Origin of the sequence: Cutibacterium sp. 37298 (genome assembly GCF_023838685.1) — a bacterium.
Taxonomy (GTDB): Bacteria; Actinomycetota; Actinomycetes; order Propionibacteriales; family Propionibacteriaceae; genus Cutibacterium; species Cutibacterium acnes.
Genome location: NZ_JAJNRJ010000003.1, coordinates 267,085 through 288,336, shown reverse-complemented (window position 1 = coordinate 288,336; position 21,252 = coordinate 267,085). Strand labels below are relative to the sequence as shown.

19 protein-coding genes are annotated in these 21,252 nt (G+C 61.7%); 15 read left to right on the top strand and 4 right to left on the bottom strand.

Features of this window, described 5'->3' with window-relative positions; genetic code table 11:
* Positions 1-75: 75 nt before the first annotated feature.
* Together LRP59_RS10020 and LRP59_RS10015 are read right to left on the bottom strand one after the other, a co-directional pair.
* A complete protein-coding gene (locus LRP59_RS10020; RefSeq protein WP_002514942.1) occupies positions 76-1,824 on the bottom strand; it encodes a TM0106 family RecB-like putative nuclease in 1,749 nt (582 codons plus the stop codon).
* Position 1,825: 1 nt separating this feature from the next.
* Positions 1,826-2,545, bottom strand: coding sequence for a demethylmenaquinone methyltransferase (locus LRP59_RS10015; RefSeq protein ID WP_002514941.1), 720 nt, complete (start codon positions 2,543-2,545; stop codon positions 1,826-1,828).
* Positions 2,546-2,693: 148 nt separating this feature from the next.
* On the opposite strand from LRP59_RS10015, the gene LRP59_RS10010 reads away from it, so the two are divergent.
* Complete coding sequence (locus LRP59_RS10010) at positions 2,694-3,347, top strand: ABC transporter ATP-binding protein (RefSeq protein WP_002519588.1); 654 nt, start codon at positions 2,694-2,696, stop codon at positions 3,345-3,347.
* Positions 3,344-5,080 carry a DUF6297 family protein gene (locus tag LRP59_RS10005; RefSeq protein ID WP_002514939.1) on the top strand — a complete coding sequence of 579 codons (1,737 nt, stop codon included), beginning with the start codon at positions 3,344-3,346 and terminating at the stop codon, positions 5,078-5,080. The genes LRP59_RS10010 and LRP59_RS10005 overlap by 4 nt, the downstream gene beginning before the upstream one ends.
* A gap of 65 nt (positions 5,081-5,145) precedes the next feature.
* On the opposite strand, the gene LRP59_RS10000 is transcribed toward LRP59_RS10005, so the two are convergent.
* Both LRP59_RS10000 and LRP59_RS09995 read right to left on the bottom strand, forming a co-directional pair.
* Positions 5,146-6,309, bottom strand: coding sequence for an isochorismate synthase MenF (locus LRP59_RS10000; RefSeq protein ID WP_002533350.1), 1,164 nt, complete (start codon positions 6,307-6,309; stop codon positions 5,146-5,148).
* 189 nt (positions 6,310-6,498) lie between these two features.
* Positions 6,499-6,984, bottom strand: coding sequence for a hypothetical protein (locus tag LRP59_RS09995; protein ID WP_002514937.1), 486 nt, complete (start codon positions 6,982-6,984; stop codon positions 6,499-6,501).
* A 223-nt stretch (positions 6,985-7,207) separates the two neighbouring features.
* Here LRP59_RS09995 and LRP59_RS09990 point away from each other — a divergent pair, with 223 nt between their 5' ends.
* The 13 genes from LRP59_RS09990 (at position 7,208) to nuoL (ending at position 21,249) form a co-directional block, all read left to right on the top strand.
* Complete coding sequence (locus LRP59_RS09990) at positions 7,208-8,485, top strand: geranylgeranyl reductase family protein (RefSeq protein ID WP_002527917.1); 1,278 nt, start codon at positions 7,208-7,210, stop codon at positions 8,483-8,485.
* Between the two features lie 96 nt (positions 8,486-8,581).
* Complete coding sequence (locus tag LRP59_RS09985) at positions 8,582-8,965, top strand: NADH-quinone oxidoreductase subunit A (protein ID WP_002527916.1); 384 nt, start codon at positions 8,582-8,584, stop codon at positions 8,963-8,965.
* Positions 8,966-9,059: 94 nt separating this feature from the next.
* Positions 9,060-9,617: an NADH-quinone oxidoreductase subunit B family protein gene (locus LRP59_RS09980; protein WP_002514934.1), complete on the top strand. Its 558-nt coding sequence runs from the start codon at positions 9,060-9,062 to the stop codon at positions 9,615-9,617.
* A complete protein-coding gene (locus LRP59_RS09975) occupies positions 9,614-10,438 on the top strand; it encodes an NADH-quinone oxidoreductase subunit C (protein WP_002514933.1) in 825 nt (274 codons plus the stop codon). Before LRP59_RS09980 ends, LRP59_RS09975 begins: the two co-directional genes overlap by 4 nt.
* Positions 10,438-11,739: an NADH-quinone oxidoreductase subunit D gene (locus LRP59_RS09970; RefSeq protein ID WP_002514932.1), complete on the top strand. Its 1,302-nt coding sequence runs from the start codon at positions 10,438-10,440 to the stop codon at positions 11,737-11,739. Before LRP59_RS09975 ends, LRP59_RS09970 begins: the two co-directional genes overlap by 1 nt.
* Entirely contained in the window at positions 11,736-12,521 is a 786-nt protein-coding gene (gene nuoE, locus LRP59_RS09965) for an NADH-quinone oxidoreductase subunit NuoE (RefSeq protein WP_002514931.1), read from the top strand. The genes LRP59_RS09970 and nuoE overlap by 4 nt, the downstream gene beginning before the upstream one ends.
* A complete protein-coding gene (nuoF, locus tag LRP59_RS09960) occupies positions 12,518-13,852 on the top strand; it encodes an NADH-quinone oxidoreductase subunit NuoF (RefSeq protein WP_002514930.1) in 1,335 nt (444 codons plus the stop codon). The genes nuoE and nuoF overlap by 4 nt, the downstream gene beginning before the upstream one ends.
* Positions 13,849-16,287, top strand: a complete 2,439-nt coding sequence (locus LRP59_RS09955) for an NADH-quinone oxidoreductase subunit G (RefSeq protein ID WP_002514929.1) — start codon at positions 13,849-13,851, stop codon at positions 16,285-16,287. Before nuoF ends, LRP59_RS09955 begins: the two co-directional genes overlap by 4 nt.
* Complete coding sequence (gene nuoH, locus LRP59_RS09950) at positions 16,284-17,606, top strand: NADH-quinone oxidoreductase subunit NuoH (RefSeq protein WP_002514928.1); 1,323 nt, start codon at positions 16,284-16,286, stop codon at positions 17,604-17,606. The genes LRP59_RS09955 and nuoH overlap by 4 nt, the downstream gene beginning before the upstream one ends.
* Positions 17,606-18,205 carry an NADH-quinone oxidoreductase subunit NuoI gene (gene nuoI, locus LRP59_RS09945; protein ID WP_002514927.1) on the top strand — a complete coding sequence of 200 codons (600 nt, stop codon included), beginning with the start codon at positions 17,606-17,608 and terminating at the stop codon, positions 18,203-18,205. The genes nuoH and nuoI overlap by 1 nt, the downstream gene beginning before the upstream one ends.
* The gene (locus LRP59_RS09940; RefSeq protein ID WP_002514926.1) at positions 18,202-19,056 is read left to right on the top strand and encodes an NADH-quinone oxidoreductase subunit J; all 855 of its coding nucleotides are present in this window, start codon (positions 18,202-18,204) and stop codon (positions 19,054-19,056) included. Before nuoI ends, LRP59_RS09940 begins: the two co-directional genes overlap by 4 nt.
* Entirely contained in the window at positions 19,053-19,352 is a 300-nt protein-coding gene (nuoK, locus tag LRP59_RS09935) for an NADH-quinone oxidoreductase subunit NuoK (RefSeq protein WP_002514925.1), read from the top strand. The genes LRP59_RS09940 and nuoK overlap by 4 nt, the downstream gene beginning before the upstream one ends.
* A gap of 10 nt (positions 19,353-19,362) precedes the next feature.
* Positions 19,363-21,249 (top strand): NADH-quinone oxidoreductase subunit L, encoded by a 1,887-nt coding sequence (gene nuoL / locus LRP59_RS09930; RefSeq protein WP_002514924.1) that lies wholly within the window; start codon positions 19,363-19,365, stop codon positions 21,247-21,249.
* Positions 21,250-21,252: the final 3 nt, after the last annotated feature.

Here is a 21,252-nt window from a genome sequence, read left to right as displayed (position 1 = left end):
AGGATCATCTTTGCCTGACCTCATGCCGATGGCGACACCCGTCACGGCGAAACGTCGTGACCAGGCGTCCCAGGATTACTCGGAGGGCCTCTCGGCAAGCCAACGGCGAACAGCGAGGGTAGCCTTCACGTCGTCCTCGTTGTATTCCATGACTCGGGTTCTGGAGGACTCGCGGACCTGCGGATCGGGGTCATGGACGGCGAGGTCCCACCAGGTCTGGGAGTTGAGGCCACCCGGGTCCGGGTCACGCCAGGAGAACCCGGCGCCGGCGTTGGCAACGACCTTCAGACCAATCCCGTTGACCCCGAAGAAGTGCGCCTTGATGGTGGTGAAGAGGTCAACGAAACAGCCGGAGTCCAGCAGCCGACGTACCGCTTGACGAGTCTCCACGTCCTGGCAGACGTGGCCGAAATGACGCAGATGGACGATCTCGTAGTCGGAGTAGTGGACCACGATCGTCTCCGGGTGGGCCGAGAGGATCTCGTCGAGCCAGGCGATGGCGCGGGCGGCCAGTGCGTTCTCATCGTCGTCGCCCATGTCAGCGAACTCGCTGAAGGCGACGTAATAGGGCACGTCACCGGTCGTCGAGTCGAGCAGGCGTTCAGGATCACTGACCTCGAAACCCCACAGATAGACCCGGCCATCCGGAGAGGTCTCGATGTCGAAGTCGAGTTCCAGTCGGGACGAGGCCACCTCGATGGGTCCCTCATCGTTGCGCTCCAGCAGGACTCCCTGACGGATGAGGCGCGCGCGACGGGCGGCCGCCCGGAGTCGTTGTTCGGGTCGGGGACGGTGTTGAACCTCAGGCAGGTAGACCGGCAGCAGCTCGTCCAGGTCGGCGTCGGCCAGGTCGTCGACGGTGGAAACCCCGAGACGACGCAGGGTCGAGATCTCCCGGACGTCCAGGGGAGCCTTGGAGATGCGCAGGGAGAGATCGGCATCGTCGAGACGTGGCTCACAGATGGCCCACCACTGACAGGACTCGCACTCACGCACGACGATCGGGGCGACCATCGGCTCGCCGCCGGCGATGGCGTGCTCGGCCACCGACACCCGGAAGGTGTGCTCGTGGTCGTATCGGTCCAGCACGCTGCGGCGACGCCATCCCGAGGCGGACGAGCGCGAGAAGGTGCGAATGAACTTGTGGTCGAGATCGAGCCAGGAGACGGCCAAGTTGTCGTCGAGGATCCCAATCTCGTCGTGGCCGACCAGCCCCACGAGACGTCGATGGCTGGGGCACTCGTCAGGGGTGGCGACCAGGCCCAGGCCCTCGAGGAGCCTCCAGTGATGGGCGGCCTGGATGAGGGCGCGTTCCCGGCCGGCGCGGAAGGTCTGGTCCAGTGACATCCGTGCGTGGCGAGGATCCGGATCATTCAGGGGGGACACCCAGGTGAATTCCGCCAGGGTGTGGTGGCTCTCCAGCACCAGGTAGTCCTTGACGATGACCGGCAAATATCCAGGCCCGCCGTCGGCACGCTTGCCGGCCAGCACCAAGGCGTTGGGGGAGCCGGTGCGGTGTTCCTGCGGGGACGACGGCAACTCAGGGCAGACGATGACGGGTGCACCGGCCTCGATGGCCCTGCGGGTGGCGACCCGGCGACCGGCCACGCTCAAGGTGACCGAGCGCAGATCGACGGCGTCCGTGACGGCTGCCAGGGCGTCACAGATGACCGTCAGGTGGGCCTCCGCCCCTGCGAAGAGCTCGTCGTCACGCGGATCGCCGACCGGTTCTGACAGGGTGGGGTCATAGGCGTTCTGGGTCTTGACCGGGCAGCTGCGAGCTGCCCAGGCGTCGAGGAGGATCGGGGAGGAGGGACCTTTCACCTCAGGCCATCTCCTTCTCGTCACTGCCCTTCCAACCACGATGCAAGGCGACGACGCCGCCACAGACATTGCGCCACGCAATGGCCTGCCAGCCGGCCTCGGCCATCATGTCTGCCAGATGAGGCTGGTCGGGCCAGGCGAGGATCGACTCGGCCAGGTAGTCATAGGCATCCCGGTTCGAGGAGGCCAGCTTGGCCATGGCCGGGATCGCCGCCAGCAGGTACTTGGTGTAGACGTGGCGGAACGGTGCCCAGGTGGGGTAGGAGAACTCGCAGATGACGACCCGGCCGCCAGGCTTGGTGACGCGCAGCATCTCGCGCAGTGTCTTTTGTGGGTCCTCGACGTTGCGCAGACCGTAGGAGATCGTCACGGCGTCGAAGGAGTTGTCGGCGTAGGGCAGGCAGGTGGCGTCCCCGGCGACGAAGTGCAGATGGGGCTGGCGCTGCTTACCCACCGCCAGCATCCCGGTGGAAATATCGGTGGGATAAACCTGCGCGCCGCGGGCGGCAAACGTAGCTGAGGAGGTGCCGGTTCCAGCCGCCAAATCGAGGATGGTCTGGCCGGGTTCCGGCTCTACCGCAGCGACGACGAGGTCGCGCCAAGTGTCGATCGCCCCGAGCGTCATGATCTGGTTCATGAGGTCATAGCGTTTCGCCACCCCGTCGAACATCGATGCGACGTCAGTGTGGTGTTTGTCCAGGGTGGCTCGGGTTGTCAACACGGGTTTTATTGTAAGGGGGAGGCGACTCCCCCTTGACCCCCTCGGGCGGGTTGGGTGGTCTTGTAGCCTTGCGTGTCCCCTTGACCCCCTCGGGCAGGTTGGTCCATGAGTCAATGCCGGTTGAGGTGGGTCTTGCAAGTGCGGGAGAATGGCCAGCATGGCATCCCGCTCTACTGTCCTCATCGCTAAGGACATCTCGAAGTCTTATGGTGACCGAATCATTATTGATCACCTCTCCCTTACCGTTCATGAGGGGGAAGCCGTCGCTCTTACTGGCCGCAACGGAGCCGGTAAGTCAACGGTGTTGAGAATGCTGGTGGGAGCCGACCGCCCAAGCTCTGGAACGATCGAGGTGCTTGGTAAAAAGGTTTCCGAGACGAATCCGGAGTTTCGTCGCAACGTTGCTACAGTCATTGACGACCTTGACTTCTTCCCCGATCTGTCGGTGGTAGAACACCTCGATTTACTTGCCCGCGCTCACGGGCTGGTCGACGCGGACGCTCTCGTTGACGAGGTGCTCGAGGAAGTCCAGCTCGTCCCACAGTCCGGCCAGCTTCCCGGCACGCTCTCCTCCGGTCAGCGGCGCCGACTGGGCTTGGCAACGGCCCTCGTGCGCCCCCGCAAACTCCTCGTCTTGGATGAGCCCGAGGCCCGCCTTGACGTCGAAGGTGTCGCATGGCTTGGTAAGAGGCTGCGCGAAGAGATGAATCACGGCCTGGCAATCGTGATGGCCAGCCACGAGCCAGCCCTTGTCGAGACCCTGGGAGCCCGAACTGTCGAATTGGGAGGCCCGCGCGGATGAGTCGGCGCAACAGTAAGCACTCCAAGCCCCGCCCCAAGGTGTCCCAGCCCGAACCACAGAATGCCAGGGCTGAGGCGGCGGTCGTCCCCGACCCGGAGCTGGTCATCGCTCACCGCCCCGACGAATTCTTCGGCGGTCAGGCCGATGAACGTCAGCTCTCCCTCCTGATGGGCGACTGGCGTAAAGGCCGTACCACCCGCAATATCTGGCAGGCCATTGGCGACGCCTACGTGCTCGTCTTTTCGTTGGTCGTCGTCCTTGCCATGGTCATCAGCCTCATTGTGCAGGCCCAAGGGCAGGCCTCGGGCTGCACCTCGACGGGATGCCAGACGGCTCGCGGTCTGCTGCCGTGGGCGGCATTGTCAGGAGTGTTGGCCTTTGCCCTGGCCGCGGCCCGGGTGTTTGGGCCGGTACTTGCCTCGGCAGCTGAGGGATTCTGGCTCATGGACGCTCCGATTGACCGAGCCAAGTTTCTCGCCAAACGGCTACGAGCTGCGGTGTTCGTTTCGGTGATCGCTGGTGCCGTCCTGGGTGCCCTGGTGGCTGCCCTTACTGGGGCTGCTGGGAAGGCCGTCGTCGCCTGGACCCTGGCGAGCGCCCTGGGTGCTGCCGGAGTCGTTTCCTTTGCGGGCGCTGAGCAGGGCGCTGAACGTACCTGGCCAGTGAAGGCCGTCGAAGCTGTGGCTGGACTGGCTGGTCTGGCGGTGCTGCTTGGGGTCATCTCGACGGCGTCGGGGTGGTATGCGGTGCCGATGTCGAGTGGCACTAACCTCGTCTCCGCTTGGGTGGTGGCCGGAGCTGGAGCGGTACTGCTTGTTGTCACCTTCGTGCTAGCACGACTGCGTCTGAACCGAATCCGACGCGCCCGTCTCATGGCTGGTGGCTCACTGGCCTCTGGTATGCAGGGGGCCGCCTTCGCTCTTGACTTCGCCCTCATACGCGACATTCTTCAGGAGCGAGAAGCCATCGAACGCGGCCAGGTGCGCCCCACCCGTGGACGAGGCGAGGGTTTGAGAGCCCTGGTGTGGCGCGACGTGCAGCGTGTCATGCGGTCTCCAAAGCCGCTGCTCACCCTCATCGTGACGGCCGTGGTTCCCTATGCCGTCTCCGCTCTGGGATTCGGTGCTCTGACGGTCCCTGTGTCGGCCCTGGTGCTTGTTGCGGCTTTGGTGCCTTTCTTCACCAGTCTGCGAGTGCTCACTCGTAGCAAGGGGCTGGTGCGCTGTCTACCTTTCACTACCAGCCAGGTCATTTCGGCGGCCTCGGTGGTGCCTGCGGTGGCAGCAGCGTTGTGGGCGATTGCCGTTATCCCAGCCTTCCACGGCGTCGGCTCGGCGGTATCAAGGCCGTGGGAGCAGGCCGTCATGTACGGCTTGGTGACGGCTGCTGGTGGCCTTGCTGGTGCGATTCGGTGGGTCAGTGCAAAACCAGCTGATTACTCCTCGCCGATGGTGGCAACCCAGGCTGGCGCAATGCCTCCCGGGTTGATGTTCAACCTTATTCGCGGGCTCGACATGGTTGCTCTTATCACCATCCCGTTGGTGTTGGGATGGTCACCATGGGTGTCGGTGTTCATTGCCGTGGTGGTATTTGGATTCCTGCGAATGGGCGGTATGAACCAGCAGGACCTGGCAGAGATGCGCGAGGAGTCGCAGCGTCAACTAGCCGAGGCCCGTCAGGACACTCGGGGCGGCAAGGCTGAGAAGAAGGTCATCGAGCGTAAGCGACGGTAATCGTCGGGCGGGATCGACGTCAGCTATCGGCGCGTCCCACCGCTTTCATATGGTGAGGCCTCAACTTACGTCAAGAAGAGGTCCCGCAGCACATCGATGCGATGCTCTGCCTCGGCCGACAAGACGTCCGCGTCGTCGTCATGGCTGACGGGGTGGCCAGAGAAGATATGGACGAGTGAAGGGTCGGTAGCGTCGATCTGACCGCCACGGCAGTCGGTGACCCACTGGCCATTGCCCAAAGAATCGACCCAGCCAGTGGGGCCGGAAACGCGGCCACGGTCGACGTGCTCAACCTCGGCCAACACGGACATGGCGCGATGTGGTGGTAGTCCGGTGACAAAAGCTGGCGGGCACAGGGCCTGCACGAGGGCCAGACAGGATCCTTGGTCGGGAGAGTGGATACCGGTGACGTCGGTAACGAGGTAGGTTGAGGCATCGTTATAGACACATCCCGGACAGTCAGGAACGTGGACCGTGTCGCAGAATTGCTCGAGACGTGCGCAGGTTCGCTCAACGATCTCGTCATGATAGGCCGCCAGCGGCCCTGTGCCTTGAAGCGCAGTGAGCAGGGTTTGGTGGTTGGCGTCGGTAGCGGGGGAGTGCGTCAGTACCCGGGATGTGATTAAGGACTTGCTCACCCCGACGGTGAGTTTCGACGTGGTGCCGACGGATCCCTCGACGAGATAGGTATATGCGTTGGGGAATTGGCGACGCAGAGTCTCGACGATCCATCGCGGGTCGATAGAGGAGGCAGCTTTGGCCTCGACGTCACGCATGAGGACAATCTGATCGAGTTCTCCGGGGCTCATGATGTCCTGGACAAGTCGCGCCACTTGGCGCCAACTTCGCTCGCTGACGACACCGTCACGTACCGTCACGGCCCCGGGGGGCCGGGGCACGCTTTGCTGATGGGGAGAATCGTCGGTGATGCTGTCCCAGGAGAGTTGGGTGAGCCACGAATAACCGGGCCAGCGTCCAATGATCGTTTTGGGAAGGATCATGACAGACCGTGACGATGACCGGTCTGGGTCAAACGTGAAGGATCCGAAGGCGACTGGTCCAGTGGCCTCAGCATCAGGCATCTCAGTTTCGTGCTCGAGATCATCGCACAATGCCTCCCACCAGACGTCGGCGGCTGCCGGGGAATCAGTCTCGAATCGTGTGATCTCACCTAACCCGACCATGCCGTAGTTGCGGTGCAAAAAGCATACCGAGTCCTCGGGCGTCATGTAGTTTTCGAGCGGGCCTGGGTCCGGGATCGAGACGGTGCGGGCGCACAAACGGGCTGAACCTGGGGCAAGGATCACGGTGGCAGGATAACCCAGATGTCTACATGGGCAGCGCCGTCTCATCGCTATGAGCGCCGACGAGAACGGCCAATTCGCGTTGGCCTGGCGGCGCTGCCCACGCCTATTAGCTCAGTTGATGGCGGGATCCACCGTGAATGTCTTGACGCTCACCTGGGAGAGACGCTCCCGGGTGCCGTTAACGTAGTGCGGGTAGGCACAGTAGCCGAGAGCCCGGTAGGTGGTGCGCTTGCCGCCGTGAAAGTTGAATGCTGCGGCCGCGGATCCAACGTGGAACGTTGCAGTGCCACGTCCAGTGCCGCCGATGAGCTGTGACTCGTCGAACGTTCCGGACCATACCTGATGGCCCTTGTCGTCGAGGACGCGGGCCACCAGGGATTGCTGGCGACCGTCGGCTCTCACGCATGGGGCGCTTGGCTTGACCTTAATGGTGAGAGGGGTGGCCGTACTGAACGGTCCAGTGTGCTGTGCAGGGTCCGTCACCGACACTTGGGGACCGGTCGGAAGTTGGCTTCCATTAAGGGGTGTGGCAGCTCCGGGAACGCCGAGTGCAATGGTCGATGCGGCTGCCAGGCTGGCAGCGATTTGGACGAACATGATGGTCTCCCGATATGTCGTACGTATGGAAATTAGCGAAAATCATTTAGACTTTCGTTTGGAGCATAGCACTGCATAGTGTCACTAAGGTGTTGGAGACGACGGCGTCCCGGGTAGAGGTTTATCTGCCTTCCGGCTTCGTGAACCTGGCGCGCCGACATGCTTGTAGCTGACAGCCCCTAGACTCGCCTTTGCAGATGCCGGTAGTTCGGCGCCGTCGTCGATGAGGAGGGTCCACGTGACGAGTCAGATGGAGTCCGACGTCGTCGTCGTCGGTGCTGGTCCCGGCGGTTCGGCGACTGCCGCACATCTTGCCCGCAGGGGGTTGCACGTCACCCTGCTGGAGAAGGCGACCTTCCCCCGCGACAAGGTCTGCGGTGACGGCCTGACTCCGCGTGCTGTCAAGCAGCTCATCCGGTTGGGAATAGACGTCTCCGAAAAAGCCGGGTGGAAACACACTGAGGGGTTGCGGATCCACGGTGGACGTGTCACCCCCTTTGTTCTTCCTTGGCCCGAGCTGGCTGACTACCCCAATTTCGGCATGGTGTGCCGACGCACGGTTCTCGACGAGCGTCTGGCCCGTCACGCCGAGTCGCAGGGAGTCACCCTCGTTGAGAATGCTAATGTCATTGAGCCGATCCTCAATCCTAACGGCCGTATTCGCGGCGTCCGTACGTCCGAGGGTGCCGAGTATTCCGCCCCCGTTATCGTCGCAGCCGATGGCAATTCTTCTCGACTCGGCTTAGCGATGGGCCTGCACAAGCGGGACGATCGTCCGATGGGCGTGGCGGTACGCGCCTATTACCGCTCTGTGCTGTCGGAGTCGCGTAATTTGGAGAGCTGGCTAGAACCGTGGGACGGGACCCCGCAAGAATCTGACCTCTTGCCGGGCTACGGCTGGGCCTTCCCTGAGGGGGATGGAACGGTCAATATCGGTTTGGGAATGCTCAATTCCTCTGCCGCCTTTGGGAACACTGACTACCGCTCCTTGATGAAGCGCTGGCTGTCACATCTGCCCGCCGAGTGGACCCTTGACGAAGAACACCAGGAGGGGCCGATCCGCGGTGCCGCCTTGCCGATGGCGTTTAACCGTCAACCTCACTATCACGACGGTCTGCTACTTGTAGGGGATGCCGGCGGCATGGTTAACCCATTTAATGGCGAGGGCATCGATTACGCCATGGAGGCCGGTGAGTTGGCGGCTGACGCCATCGCTGAGGCCTATTACTGTGGCCACCAGACACCGGCTGCCGAGAAAGCGCTTCAGGGGTACCCGCGCGCCCTTCGGCACCACTTCGGTGGTTACTACCGGCTGGGGACGATCTTCGTGCGACTCATTGGTGACCCGCGCGTCATGAAGATCTGCACGACGTACGGGCTTCCTCGCCGTCGACTCATGAAGTTTGTGAATAAATTATTGGCAAACCTCACTGATTCCGAATCTGGAGACCTTGATGACCGTATTATCAACGCCCTGACGAGGGCTGCCCCGTCGGTGTGAGGTCGTGGTCGACGACTGCCATCTGGCGTCGCCAAACCTCAAGTTAGGTTACCCAAAGTACCAGCGCGACAAATGAGAGTCGTATGGTCTGAGCGAATGGTGCTGACTAGAGGTGGTGAGATGAACGGATATGCTCCCCTGGTGGGGATGGTCGTCCTCGGTGCGTTTTTCGTGCTGGCGACGATCGCAGTCAACGTCGTTCTTGCGGTAAAACGACCCAATCGTGCCAAACACGAGATCTACGAGTGCGGCATTGAACCGACGCCACAACCGGCAGGTGGCGGAAAGTTCCCGGTCAAGTTCTTCGTCGTCGCAATGCTCTACATCGTGTTCGACATCGACATCATGTTCCTCTACCCGTGGGCGGTCGACTTTAACCACCTCGGCGTCTTTGCACTGGTGGAGATGGTGTTGTTCGTGGCGATGGTTTTCATCCCCTACCTCTATATCCGTCGCCGCGGCGGCCTGGATTGGACCTGATCTTCCCGCGCGGCCTTGGGGTCGCGCGCAGCAAATATGTTGAGTGGCCCGAGCGCCACATCACTCAACGTCTAAGAAAGAAAGGATGCGCGAGATGGCTGAGTACGACGCCGACGTCCCAGCTGGCATCGTGATGACCTCAATGGAGGCCATCGTCGGATGGCTCCGCAAGACCTCATTCTGGCCGCTGACGATGGGCCTGGCCTGCTGCGCCATCGAGATGATCTCCTACGGTGGCCCGCGTGCTGACGCTGCGCGCTGGGGTCACGAGGTGTTCCGTGCCTCTCCCCGTCAAGCAGATCTTATGATCGTTTCGGGCCGGGTGAGCCAGAAGATGGCTCCGGTGGTCCGTCAGCTGTACGACCAAATGCCCGAACCCAAGTGGGTTATCTCGATGGGTGCATGCGCATCTTCTGGCGGCATTTTCAATAACTACGCGGTTGTTCAGGGATGCGACCATATCGTCCCGGTGGACGTCTACCTGCCAGGCTGTCCGCCCAGCCCGGACATGCTCATTGACGCCGTCTTCAAGATCCGTGAGCAGATCCAGCACTGGCCGCTCATGGGCCACATGTCCGAGGTCGAGGCAGCCAAGGAGAAGCAGGCCCTCGACGCTAAGACCACTCTCGAGCAGAAGGGGCTCATGCGATGAGTGACAAGCCGACCCCGCGCGGCGCCGCAGGCGGCTTGGACTCCGGGGATCGCATCCCCGACGGCCGCAACTTCCTTGATCCCAGCCATCCCGACCAGGTCCACACCCCCGCGAAGGGCCGTGAGTGGACCGATCGTCGCATCGATACCCGAAAGGGTATGTGGGGAGCGACCTCCGGCCCCGGCGACACGTCTGGTTACGGCGGCATCGTTCGCACGGTCGAAATCTCTGGCAACTCTGAGCGCCCCTATGGTGGCTGGTTCGACGAGGTTGCGGATCGAATGGCGGAGCTCGTCCCCGACTTTTCTGACGGCCTGACTGTGGTTGATCGTGGGGAGATCACCTTCTTCGTCCGTTCTGAGAAGCTCCTCGAACTCGTCGAGGTTCTTCGAGACGATGACGCCCTGCGGTTCGAAAGTTGTACGTCGCTGACCTGCGTGCATTACCCGCACATGGCAGGACGCGAAATGCACGTTGTCTACAACTTGTTGTCAATGACCCATAACCGTCGCATTCGCCTTGAGGTGGCGCTGGCCGATCCCGGTCAGGAGGACGTTGCCCGTACCGGGCGCAGCGACGTCGATTCCCTGCCACACGTTCCCAGCGTCGTGTCGGTTTACCCGCACGCGGACTGGCAGGAACGCGAGGCCTGGGACATGTTTGGGGTCATTTTTGACGGCCACCCGGCCTTGACTCGCATCCTCATGCCCGACGATTGGGTCGGCCATCCGCAGCGCAAGGACTACCCGCTTGGCGGTATCCCGATTGAGTACAAGGGTGCCGTCGTGCCACCGCCGGACCAGCGCAGGAGCTACAACTGATGAGCGAGAATCACGAGTACTTGTCCCAGGGCGGCGACTGGGCCCAGATCGTTGATGAGGCTGCCGAGCGAGGCGACGAGACCGTCGTCGTGAATTTCGGGCCGTCTCACCCGTCCACTCACGGCGTCATGAGGCTCATCATTGAGCTTGACGGCGAGTCGGTGTCGGACCTGCGAGTCGGGATTGGATTCCTCCACACCGGTATCGAAAAGAACATGGAATTTCGCACCTGGACTCAAGGCGTCACCTTCATGACCCGGTGCAACTATGTTGCGAACTTCTTCAACGAGTTGGTGTATTGCCTGGCCGTCGAGAAACTGCTCGGTATTACCGACGACGTTCCCGAGCGTGCTCGCGTACTTCGGGTCATGATTACCGAGTTGAACCGCATTTCATCCCACCTCATTGCGGTGGGTACTGGCGGTCTGGAGCTTGGTGCTTCCTCGGTGGCCGAGGTCGGCCTGAGGGAACGCGAGATCATTCTGGAGTTTAACCAGGCCGTCACGGGTCTGCGCATGAATAACGCGTGGATTCGTCCTGGCGGCGTCGCTACGGACCTGCCCGAGACCGGGCTTGACCAATTGCGTGACCTCATCAAGCGGATGGAGAAGTACCTCCCCGAGATCGGCCAGTTCTGCAATGAGAACCCGATCTTTAAGGCCCGAACCCAGGGCATTGGTTACGCTGATCTGTCTACTTGTATGGCCCTGGGAGTGACTGGTCCTGCTCTGCGCGCTACCGGCTTGCCGTGGGACCTGCGCAAGACCCAGCCCTATTGCGATTACGACACGTATGACTTCGACGTCGCCACTTGGGATACCTGCGACTGTTACGGGCGTTTCCGCATCCGCCTGGAAGAGATGGACCAGTCGGTGCGCATTCTCAAGCAATGCCTCAAGCGCCTTGAGGACACCCAGGGTGACCGTCATATGGTCGAGGACCCGCACATCGCGTGGCCGGCTGAACTGGCTTTGGGCCCCGATGGTCAGGGTAATTCCAATGAGCACATTCGCCACATCATGGGCGAATCGATGGAAGCTCTCATCCATCACTTCAAGATTGTCACCGAGGGCTTCCGGGTGCCTGCTGGCCAGGTGTACCAGGCCATTGAGGGAGCCGGCGGCGAGCTCGGCTGTCACCTTGTTTCTGACGGTGGCGTCCGGCCTTACCGCTCCCATCTGCGCGATCCCGGATTCGTCAACGTGCAGTCCCTGCCCGCCATGTGTGAGGGCGGAATGCTTTCTGACGTGGTGCCGTCTCTGGCATCCTTGGACCCCGTTATGGGAGGAGTCGACCGATGAGCGATCGCGAACCCGTCAACCTGGGATACCCCTACGTCGAGTCTTTCTATTCGGACTTCTCGGGGACCGGCGGAGTCGATCAGACCGACCGTTCTACCAATATCGACGAGCACACCATCGAGGAGATGCATCAGATCGCCTCGCGTTACCCCGACTCCCGTTCGGCGTTGCTGCCGATTCTGCACCTGGTTCAGTCGGTGGACGGACGCATCTCGCCGGTCGGCATTGAGACTGCGGCTGAAGTACTCGGCATTACCACCGCTCAGGTGTCCGGGGTGGCGACCTTCTACACCATGTATAAGAAGCACCCTGCGGGCCAGCATCACATCGGTGTCTGCACCACGGCGCTGTGCGCCGTCATGGGTGGCGAGGAGGTGCTTGCCCGTGTCGAGAAGAAGCTTGGCATTAAGGAGGGGCAGACGACCCCCGACGGTAAGTTCTCTCTTGAGCGGGTGGAGTGTAACGCTGCCTGCGATTTCGCGCCGATCATGATGGTCAACTGGGAATACATGGATAACATGACCCCGATCCGCGCTGAGGAAATCTTGGATTCCTTGGCTCGCGATGAAGAGGTTCATTCCACCCGCGGTGCGAAAATTACCAGCTGGCGTGAGGCTGAGCGAGTGCTCGCTGGCTTCCCCGATGGTCGGGCTGATGAGGGCCCCAGCGCTGGTGAGGCATCTCTGCAGGGTGTCCGGCTAGCTAAGCAGAACGGCTGGAAGGCTCCAGATCCGAATATCCTGCCCGCTCCCGCTGAGCCCGTGGAAGAGGAGAAGAAGTGACCGATCCACTGACCCCGGTTCTGTCGGCCAATTGGGATGAAGAGCGCAGCTGGAAGCTGCTCAACTACGAGCGACAGGGCGGATACGCCGGCCTTCGTAAGGCTTTGACGATGCCGCCTGACGAAGTTGTCTCGCTGGTTAAGGACGCTAATCTGCGTGGCCGTGGTGGCGCTGGGTTCCCCACCGGCATGAAGTGGTCCTTCGTGCCTAAGGACAATCCCAACCCGACCTACCTTGTTGTCAACGGCGACGAGTCTGAGCCGGGCACGTGCAAAGACATGCCGCTCATGATGGCTTCCCCGCACACTCTCGTCGAGGGCGTCATCATTGCTTCCTACGCCATCAAGGCCAAGGCGGCCTTTATCTACATCCGCGGTGAGGTGCTGCATGTCGTCCGGCGTGTGCAGCAGGCCGTGCGGGAGGCCTACTCGGCTGGTTATATTGGCAAGAACATCCTCGGTTCCGGTTACGACCTCGAGGTTGTCGTCCATGCAGGCGCAGGCGCCTACATCTGTGGAGAGGAGACGGCTCTGCTGGATTCCTTGGAAGGGCGCCGTGGCCAGCCTCGTCTGCGCCCGCCCTTCCCGGCCGTTGCGGGCCTGTATGCCAGTCCGACGGTCATTAACAACGTCGAGTCCATCTCGACGGTACCGTCGATCCTGCGTAACGGCAAGGAATGGTTCAAGTCCATGGGCACCGAGAAGTCCGATGGTTTCACCATCTACTCTCTGTCCGGGCACTTGACTCACCCCGGGCAGTATGAGGCCCCGATGGGCACTACGCTGCGTCAGCTTCTCGACATCTCCGGTGGCATGAGACAGGGACATGAACTGAAGTTCTTTACCCCCGGTGGTTCCTCGACCCCGATCCTGACCAAGGACGACATCGACCTCCCCCTCGACTACGAGGGGATGGCTGGGGCCAAGACGATGCTCGGCACGAAAGCTCTGCAGTGCTTCGACGAAACGACCTCGGTGGTTCGCGTCACGCTGCGCTGGTTGGAGTTTTACAAGCATGAGTCCTGCGGTAAATGCACCCCGTGCCGCGAGGGTACCTGGTGGGTTGTCCAGATGTTGCGTCGCATCGAGGCTGGTGAGGGCCAGGAGGGGGACGTCGACAAGCTGATGGACATCGCCGACAATATCGGTGGCCGTTCTTTCTGTGCTCTGGCTGACGGCGCCGTGGGCTGTCTGCGCGGGGCTATTGGCCACTTCCGTGACGAGTTCGAAGCTGGGTGTCGGGGGATTCCCGCTTGGCAGTATCTGCCCTATGAGCGCAGCTCGATTTTCAACGACGCCGATCGCCGAGTCCTGGAGGGGGCCGGAGCATGAGCGAAAACAAGCCCGTCGAACTCGTGACGTGCACCATCGACGGTCAGCAGGTGAGTGTCCCCAAGGGGACCCTCATTATTCGCGCCGCCGAATCCATCGGCACCGCTATCCCACGGTTCTGTGATCATCCGCTGCTTGACCCGGCCGGTGCCTGTCGAGAGTGCCTTGTCGAGATCCCCGACGCTGGTAACGGTCGTGGGTTCCCCAAGCCACAGCCCTCCTGCACTATGCCGGTCGCTGAGGGGATGGTCGTCAAGACTCAGGTCAGCTCCGAGATGGCTCGCAAAGCCCAGAAGGGCATGCTGGAGTTCCTCCTCATTAACCACCCGCTGGACTGCCCGATCTGCGACAAGGGCGGCGAGTGCCCCCTGCAGAACCAGGCGATGGCTAACGGACGTGGTGAGTCTCGCTATGACGGGGTCAAGCGCACCTATCCCAAGCCGATCAATATCTCGGCCCAGGTGCTGCTAGACCGCGAGCGCTGCGTGCTGTGTCAGCGTTGTACGCGGTTCGCTGACCAGATCGCCGGAGATCCTTTCATCAACCTGCAGGAGCGCGGTGCCGTCTCCCAGATTGGTGCTTACCAGGGTGACGACTTCAACTCTTACTTCTCCGGTAACGTCATCCAGATCTGCCCGGTAGGGGCTCTTACCAGCGCCGAGTACCGCTTCCGTTCCCGTCCTTTCGATCTCGTCTCGACGGTGACGACTTGTGAGCACTGCGCGGCCGGTTGCCAGCTGCGCACCGACCACCGTCACTACGAGGTCAAGCGCCGCAACGCCGGCAACCTGCCAGACGTCAACGAGGAGTGGAACTGCGATAAGGGTCGCTTCGCTTTCCGCTACGGCCGTGGTGACGACCGGGTAACGACTCCGCTGGTGCGTCACAACGGCGTACTGGAACCGGCGTCATGGGCTGAGGCCTTGCAGACGGCCGCCGCTGGACTGACGAAAGCCGGTACCAGCGTCGGCGTCCTTACCGGCGGGCGCCTCCCGGTGGAGACGTGCCTATCCTGGTCGCGATTTGCTCGAGTCGTGCTCGGCACCAACAACGTCGACTTCCGATCCCGTCCACACTCAGCTGAGGAGGCCGCCTATCTGGCTGCCAGGGTCGCCGGGCACAGCCTCGAGGAATCGGTCACCTACGCCGACCTTGAGACGGCTTCGCGGGTAGTCCTGGTGGACTTGGAGCCTGAGGACGAGTGCCCGATGATCTTCCTGCGTCTGCGGAAGGCGTGGCGTCGTCACAAGGCGGCGATCACCGTAGTCGGAACTCACCTATCCAATGGTTCGGCGAAGATGGGTGCCGAGCTGGCTCGCTGTCTGCCCGGTCAGGAGCCTGAAGCTCTCGCCCAGTTGGTCGCCGACGGGACCATTGGGGAGGGCACCATCGTGTTGGTGGGGGAGAGGGCCGCTACCCGGCCCGGCACCCTGTCGGCCATCAACGATCTTGACTCGACGGTTCGGGTGGCTTGGGTGCCGCGTCGAGCTGGCGAGATGGGTGCCATCGAGGCTGGCCTGCTGCCTCAGTTGCTGCCAGGTGGACGTCTCGTCGATGACGCCAAGGCGCGCGTCGATATCGCGGCCGCGTGGGGAGTCACCAACTTGCCGACCCAGCCTGGCCTTGACACCGCCGGAATGCTGGCTGCTGCTCAGGCCGGAAAGCTCGACGCGCTGGTCGTTTCTGGTGTCGAGCTGGCTGATATGCCTGACCCGACTGGAGCTCGCGAGGCCGTCGAGAATTGCGGGTTCGTCGTTTCTGTCGAACAGCGGTTCTCTGAGGTCTCAGCCCGAGCCGACGTTGTTTTGCCGGTCTGCCTGCTGGAGGAAACCTCCGGTACTTTCCTCGACTGGGAGCATCGCCCTGGCCGTGTCAGGGTGGTCAATAAGCAGCCCGCGACCCCTATGAATGAGATCCGCGTCCTTGACGCGCTGAGTTCCCAGATGGGGTCGGTCTCCGGTCTAGCGACGGTCGCTCAGGCTCACAAAGCGTGGCGAGACCTTGGGCAGTGGTCGGGCGGTCATCCGAAGATGGAGTCAGCCTCCCCGCTCGTACCGCAGGCGCCCATGGTTGAGGCCGGTTCGGTTGGCCGAGTGCTGGAGACCTGGCGTCAGCTGCTGGAGGGCTCGGCAAGCCTGACTGGTGCCGACGCACTGGTCGCTACCGCACCTGCGCCGGTTGCCGTCATCGACCCGCTGACGGCCGAGCAACTTGGTGTGACCAATGGGCAGCTTATTGATGTCTGTGGGCCTATCAGTCTGCGACTTCCGGTCAAGATCGACACGACGATGACGGCTGAGGCAGTGTGGATCCCGTCGCTGCGTGGTGATTCGACCGCCCCTCAGAGCCGCACCACCGTCCCCGACGCTCCCGGAACCGTCGTCTCGCTGAGCGCCGTTGAAACCGAAACTTCCCGAGAGGCAGGTGTGGCATGAGTCCCCTCGAGGCCACCATCGACCCGGTGTGGCTCATCATCGTCAAGGTCGTCATCCTCTTCGTGATCCTGCTGGCCTGGACCATCTTCAACGTGTGGTTCGAGCGCCGTGTGTTGGCCAAGATGCAGAACCGCATCGGCCCGATCATGAACTCGGCGTGGGCTGGTGGCGTGTTTCAGGCTGTTGGTGACGGCCTGAAGCTCATCTTCAAGGAGATGCTCACCCCGAAGGGTGCCGATAAGATCGTCTTCAACCTGGCGCCGGTCATAGCGGGCATCGCCTGCTTCGCGTCCTGGTCCGTCATCCCTCTTGGTGGTCAAGTGTCGATGTTCGGTCACACCACCAGGCTCCAGATCACTGACGTGCCGGTTGCCGTGCTGTTTATCCTTGCGGTGGCGTCCATCGGCATCTACGGCGTGGTGTTGGCCGGCTGGTCGTCGGCGGGCACGTACTCCTTGCTCGGCTCGCTGCGCTCCAGTGCTCAGATGATCTCCTACGAGGTCGCGATGGGCCTGTCTCTGGTGACGGTGTTCATCTTCTCCGGCTCGATGTCGACGTCGCAGATCGTCGAGTCCCAGGCAAATCACCTGGTCGTCGGCGGGTTCGATACCCATATCGCCGGGCATTACTGGTTGCTGTTGATCCCGAGCTTCGTCATCTACGTCATCACGATGTTTGGTGAGTCGAACCGCCTGCCCTTCGACCTACCGGAGTGTGAGTCGGAGCTCGTCAGCGGTTACATCACCGAGTATTCAGGTTTCCCCTATGGCATGTACTTCCTGGCGGAGTACATCAACATGGCGACCCTGTCGGCGGTCTGTACCACGTTGTTCTTGGGCGGCTACCGCGCTCCGTGGCCGCTGAATTACTTCGGCGTCATCGATTCGGGCTGGTGGGGTCTGTTGTGGTTCTTCCTCAAGACCCAGCTCGTCATCTTCTTCTTCGTGTGGGTGCGTGCCGCGATCCCGAGGTTCCGTTATGACCACTTCATGGATCTGGGTTGGAAGGTCCTCATCCCGGTGTCGCTGGGGTGGGTCCTGCTGGTCGCTGCCTGGCGCACCGTCATCAATCAAGGATGGGGTCGAAACCCGGTCTTTTTGGTGGTCGTCGGCGTCATCCTCGTCGCTCTCATCGTGTGGGCGTTCATGGGTGGTAAGACCGATTCCACGGCCGATGAGGCTCCTGACGAACCCTTCGACGCTTTCGCCGGTGGTTATCCGGTACCGCCATTGCCACATCAGGTGCAGGCCCCATTGGCCGGGGCTGCAACGGCCACCACGGTGGCTCGACGAGACCACGACGAGAACGGAGGTCTGTGATGGGAGCCTGGTCCGGATTCGGGATCACCTTCGAGACGATGTTCCGCAAGTCCTTCACCCAGGGATACCCGGAGAAGGGCAAGGAAAAGCCGATGCCACCGCGCATGCATGGCCGTCACCAGCTCAACCGCTGGCCTGACGGGTTGGAAAAGTGTGTGGGTTGTGAGCTGTGTGCATGGGCGTGTCCGGCTGACGCCATCTACGTCGAGGGGGCAGATAACACTGACGAGGAGCGTTACTCGCCTGGTGAGCGTTACGGTCGCGTTTACGAGATCAACTATCTGCGCTGCATTTTGTGCGGAATGTGCATCGAGGCATGCCCAACTCGTGCCCTGACGATGACGAACGATTTCAAGATGGCCGACACCTCGCGTGCCAAGCACATTTGGACAAAGGACGAGTTGCTGGCTCCCCTCAAGGAGGGCATGGAGCAGCCACCACACCCGCGCCGTCTCGGCGATGGCGAAGATGACTACTTCAACGGTCTTCCTCCCTCTGGGCAGGACGACGTACGGACCGGTTCGGCCAATAGTGGTGCCACTGTGCACCGGGACGATGACAACGACACCCAACACAAGGACGAGGAGGCCGCCCGATGACTACGGGACTTCCCCTGCTCGCCGGTCTCGTCCCTATGGTGACGGCATCCCAGTGGGCCTTCTGGCTGTTGGCACCGATCATGGTGCTTGCGGCCTTGGTGATGGTTTTTGCCAAGAAGCCTGTCCACTCGGCGTTGTCGCTGGCCGTGGTCATGATTTGTCTGGCCGTGCAGTACGCCAGCCAGGAAGCGCCTTTCCTTTTTGTGGTGCAGATCATCGTCTACACCGGCGCCATCCTGATGCTCTTCCTCTTTGTCGTCATGCTTGTCGGCGTCGACTCCACCGACTCCCTCAAAGAGACCCTCAAGGGTCACAAGGTGGCCGCCATGATCGCCGCCTTGGCCTTTGTGGTGCTGCTGATCCTGGCTGTCGGTAATGCAGTGACGACCGATGTTATCGGCACTGACCATCCGGTGGGCCTGGGGCAGGCCAACGCAGCTGGTGGGAATAACGTCAAGTCGCTTGCCGAGCTGGTGTTTACCAAGTATGTCCTCGTCTTTGAGGCCACTTCGGCCTTGCTCATCACTGCTGCCGTCGGCACGATGGTGTTGGCCCATGGCGAGGCCGACAAGAAGAAGTCCCAGCGTGAACGGGTGACAGACCGTATGGCTGCCTACGCCGAGCATGGCTCTCACCCCGGTGTTCGTCCCAACTCCGGTGTCTACGCCCGCACGAACCAGATTGGTGCTCCGGCTCTGCTGCCTGACGGCACGGTGGCTCAGGACTCGATCTCGGGAACCTTGGCGACTCGCGGTGCCATTATCGACGCTGGTGAGTTGAAGGCTCCGACGCATCGGGCGTTTGCGTCAATCAGTGCCGCCCGCCACGAGGTCCAAGGAGAACTCGAATGAATCCGAATGACTACCTGGTGCTCTCGGCGATCTTGTTCGCTATCGGCATTGTGGGCTTCCTCACGAGGCGTAATGCCCTGGTGGCCTTTATGTCGGTGGAGTTGATGCTCAACGCCGCGAACCTGGCGCTGGTGACTTTCGCCCACGTGCACGGCTCTCTCGACGGACAGGTCGGGGTTTTCTTCGTGATGATCGTGGCAGCCGCTGAGGTGGTTGTCGGTTTGGCGATCATCGTCACTATTTTCCGTTCCCGTCGCACCACTTCGGTGGACGACACCAACCTGCTGAAGTTCTGAGGGAGGTACCGTGACTGTCTTGGAAACCGGCTTGTTCAACGTGGCCTGGCTCATGATTGCGGTGCCACTGGTGGTTGCCGCGCTGCTATTGGTGCTGGGACGCCGCAGCGACGCGTGGGGGCATGTATTGGCCACTGTGGCTCCGATCGCCTCCTTCGTCATCGGGTTGGTCCTCTTTGTCGACCTGCTCGGACGTGACGGCGCGTCTCGTGCCGTCGACGTGGGTGTCTACCGATTTATCGACGTCGGGGCGTGGGATCTGCGAGTGGGGCTGCTTATTGACCAGCTCTCGATCCTGTTTGTGCTGCTCATCACCTTCGTGGGCTCACTGATCCACATCTACGCGATCGGGTATATGGCCCATGACACCGATCGTCGTCGGTTCTTCGCCTATCTCAACCTCTTCATTGCCGCGATGCTGACGTTGGTGTTGGCCGATAACTACCTCATCCTGTTTGTCGGCTGGGAGGGTGTCGGTCTGGCCTCCTACCTGCTTATCGGGTTCTGGTTTGGTCGTCCCGCTGCTGCCCGCGCCGGTAATAAGGCTTTCATCATGAACCGCATCGGCGACCTCGGTTTGACGATGGCGATCTTTACGATGCTCGCCCAGTTCGGCAGCGTGCGCTTCTCCGATGTTTCAGCTAAAGCGTCGGGGCTGACGTCAACCTGGGCCACGTTGCTCGGTTTCATGCTGCTGCTGGCTGCTTGTGGTAAGTCCGCTCAGGTGCCGTTGCAAGCCTGGCTGCTTGATGCCATGGAGGGCCCGACGCCGGTCTCGGCCCTGATCCACGCTGCGACGATGGTTACCGCTGGTGTTTACCTGGTGGTACGTTCTCACGAGATCTACGCCCACACGGGAGCAGCCTCGTTGGCCGTGGCGATCGTCGGTACCATCACCCTGTTGTTCGGCGCCTGGATCGGTTCAGCGAAGAAGGACATCAAGAAGGTCCTTGCCGGATCGACGATGAGCCAGATCGGCTACATGATGCTGGCTGCAGGTTTGGGACCGGCCGGTGCGGCTCTGGCGATTTTCCACCTGCTCACCCACGGTTTCTTTAAGGCGAACATGTTCCTTGGGGCTGGCTCGGTGATGCATGGCACCGGTGACGACACGGACATGTACCACTTTGGTGCGCTGTCCAAGGTGATGCCTATGACCTTCTGGACCTTCGCGTGCGGCTACCTCGCCATTATCGGTATCCCTGGTACCTCTGGCTACTTTTCCAAAGACCACATCATCGAGGCCGCCTTCGATAAGGGTACGGTCTTCGGGGTGCTGGCCCTTATCGGGGCCGGAATCACTGCCTACTACATGACTCGCCTCATGGTGCTGACCTTCCTGGGTTCCCAGCGGTGGCGTGAGGACGTCCATCCGCACGAATCCCCGGCGGTCATGACGATTCCGCTCATCGTGTTAGCCGTCTTGTCGATCTTCGCAGGCGCTTTCATGAATAACTGGATTGGTGACTGGCTGGCGCCGGCCACTGGCGCTGAGGTAGAGCACGCCGGTATGTGGCACATGGGCGTGATCGGCATCATCACCCTTGCCGTAGTGATCCTCGGCATCGTGGCAGGCTGGTTGCTCAACCGTCACAATGTGCCGAACGAGGAGCCCGAGACTCACGATCCGCTGCTTGTCGCTGGTCGTCACGACATCTACGGCGACGACATCAACGATGTTGTCGTGGTGAAGCCGGGGCGTTGGCTGGCCGGCGGTGTCGCGGGCTTCGATCGGTCGGTGGTCGACGGTCTGGTTAACGGCGCTGGCTCCGTCACCACGGCTTGTTCCCAGATCATCCGCAAAGTCCAAAACGGCTACGTGCGCAGTTACGGCCTCATGATGGTCGTCGGCGTGGTAGTCGTCGGACTCGTCGTCGTCCTGGGCCGGATGGCCTGAGCG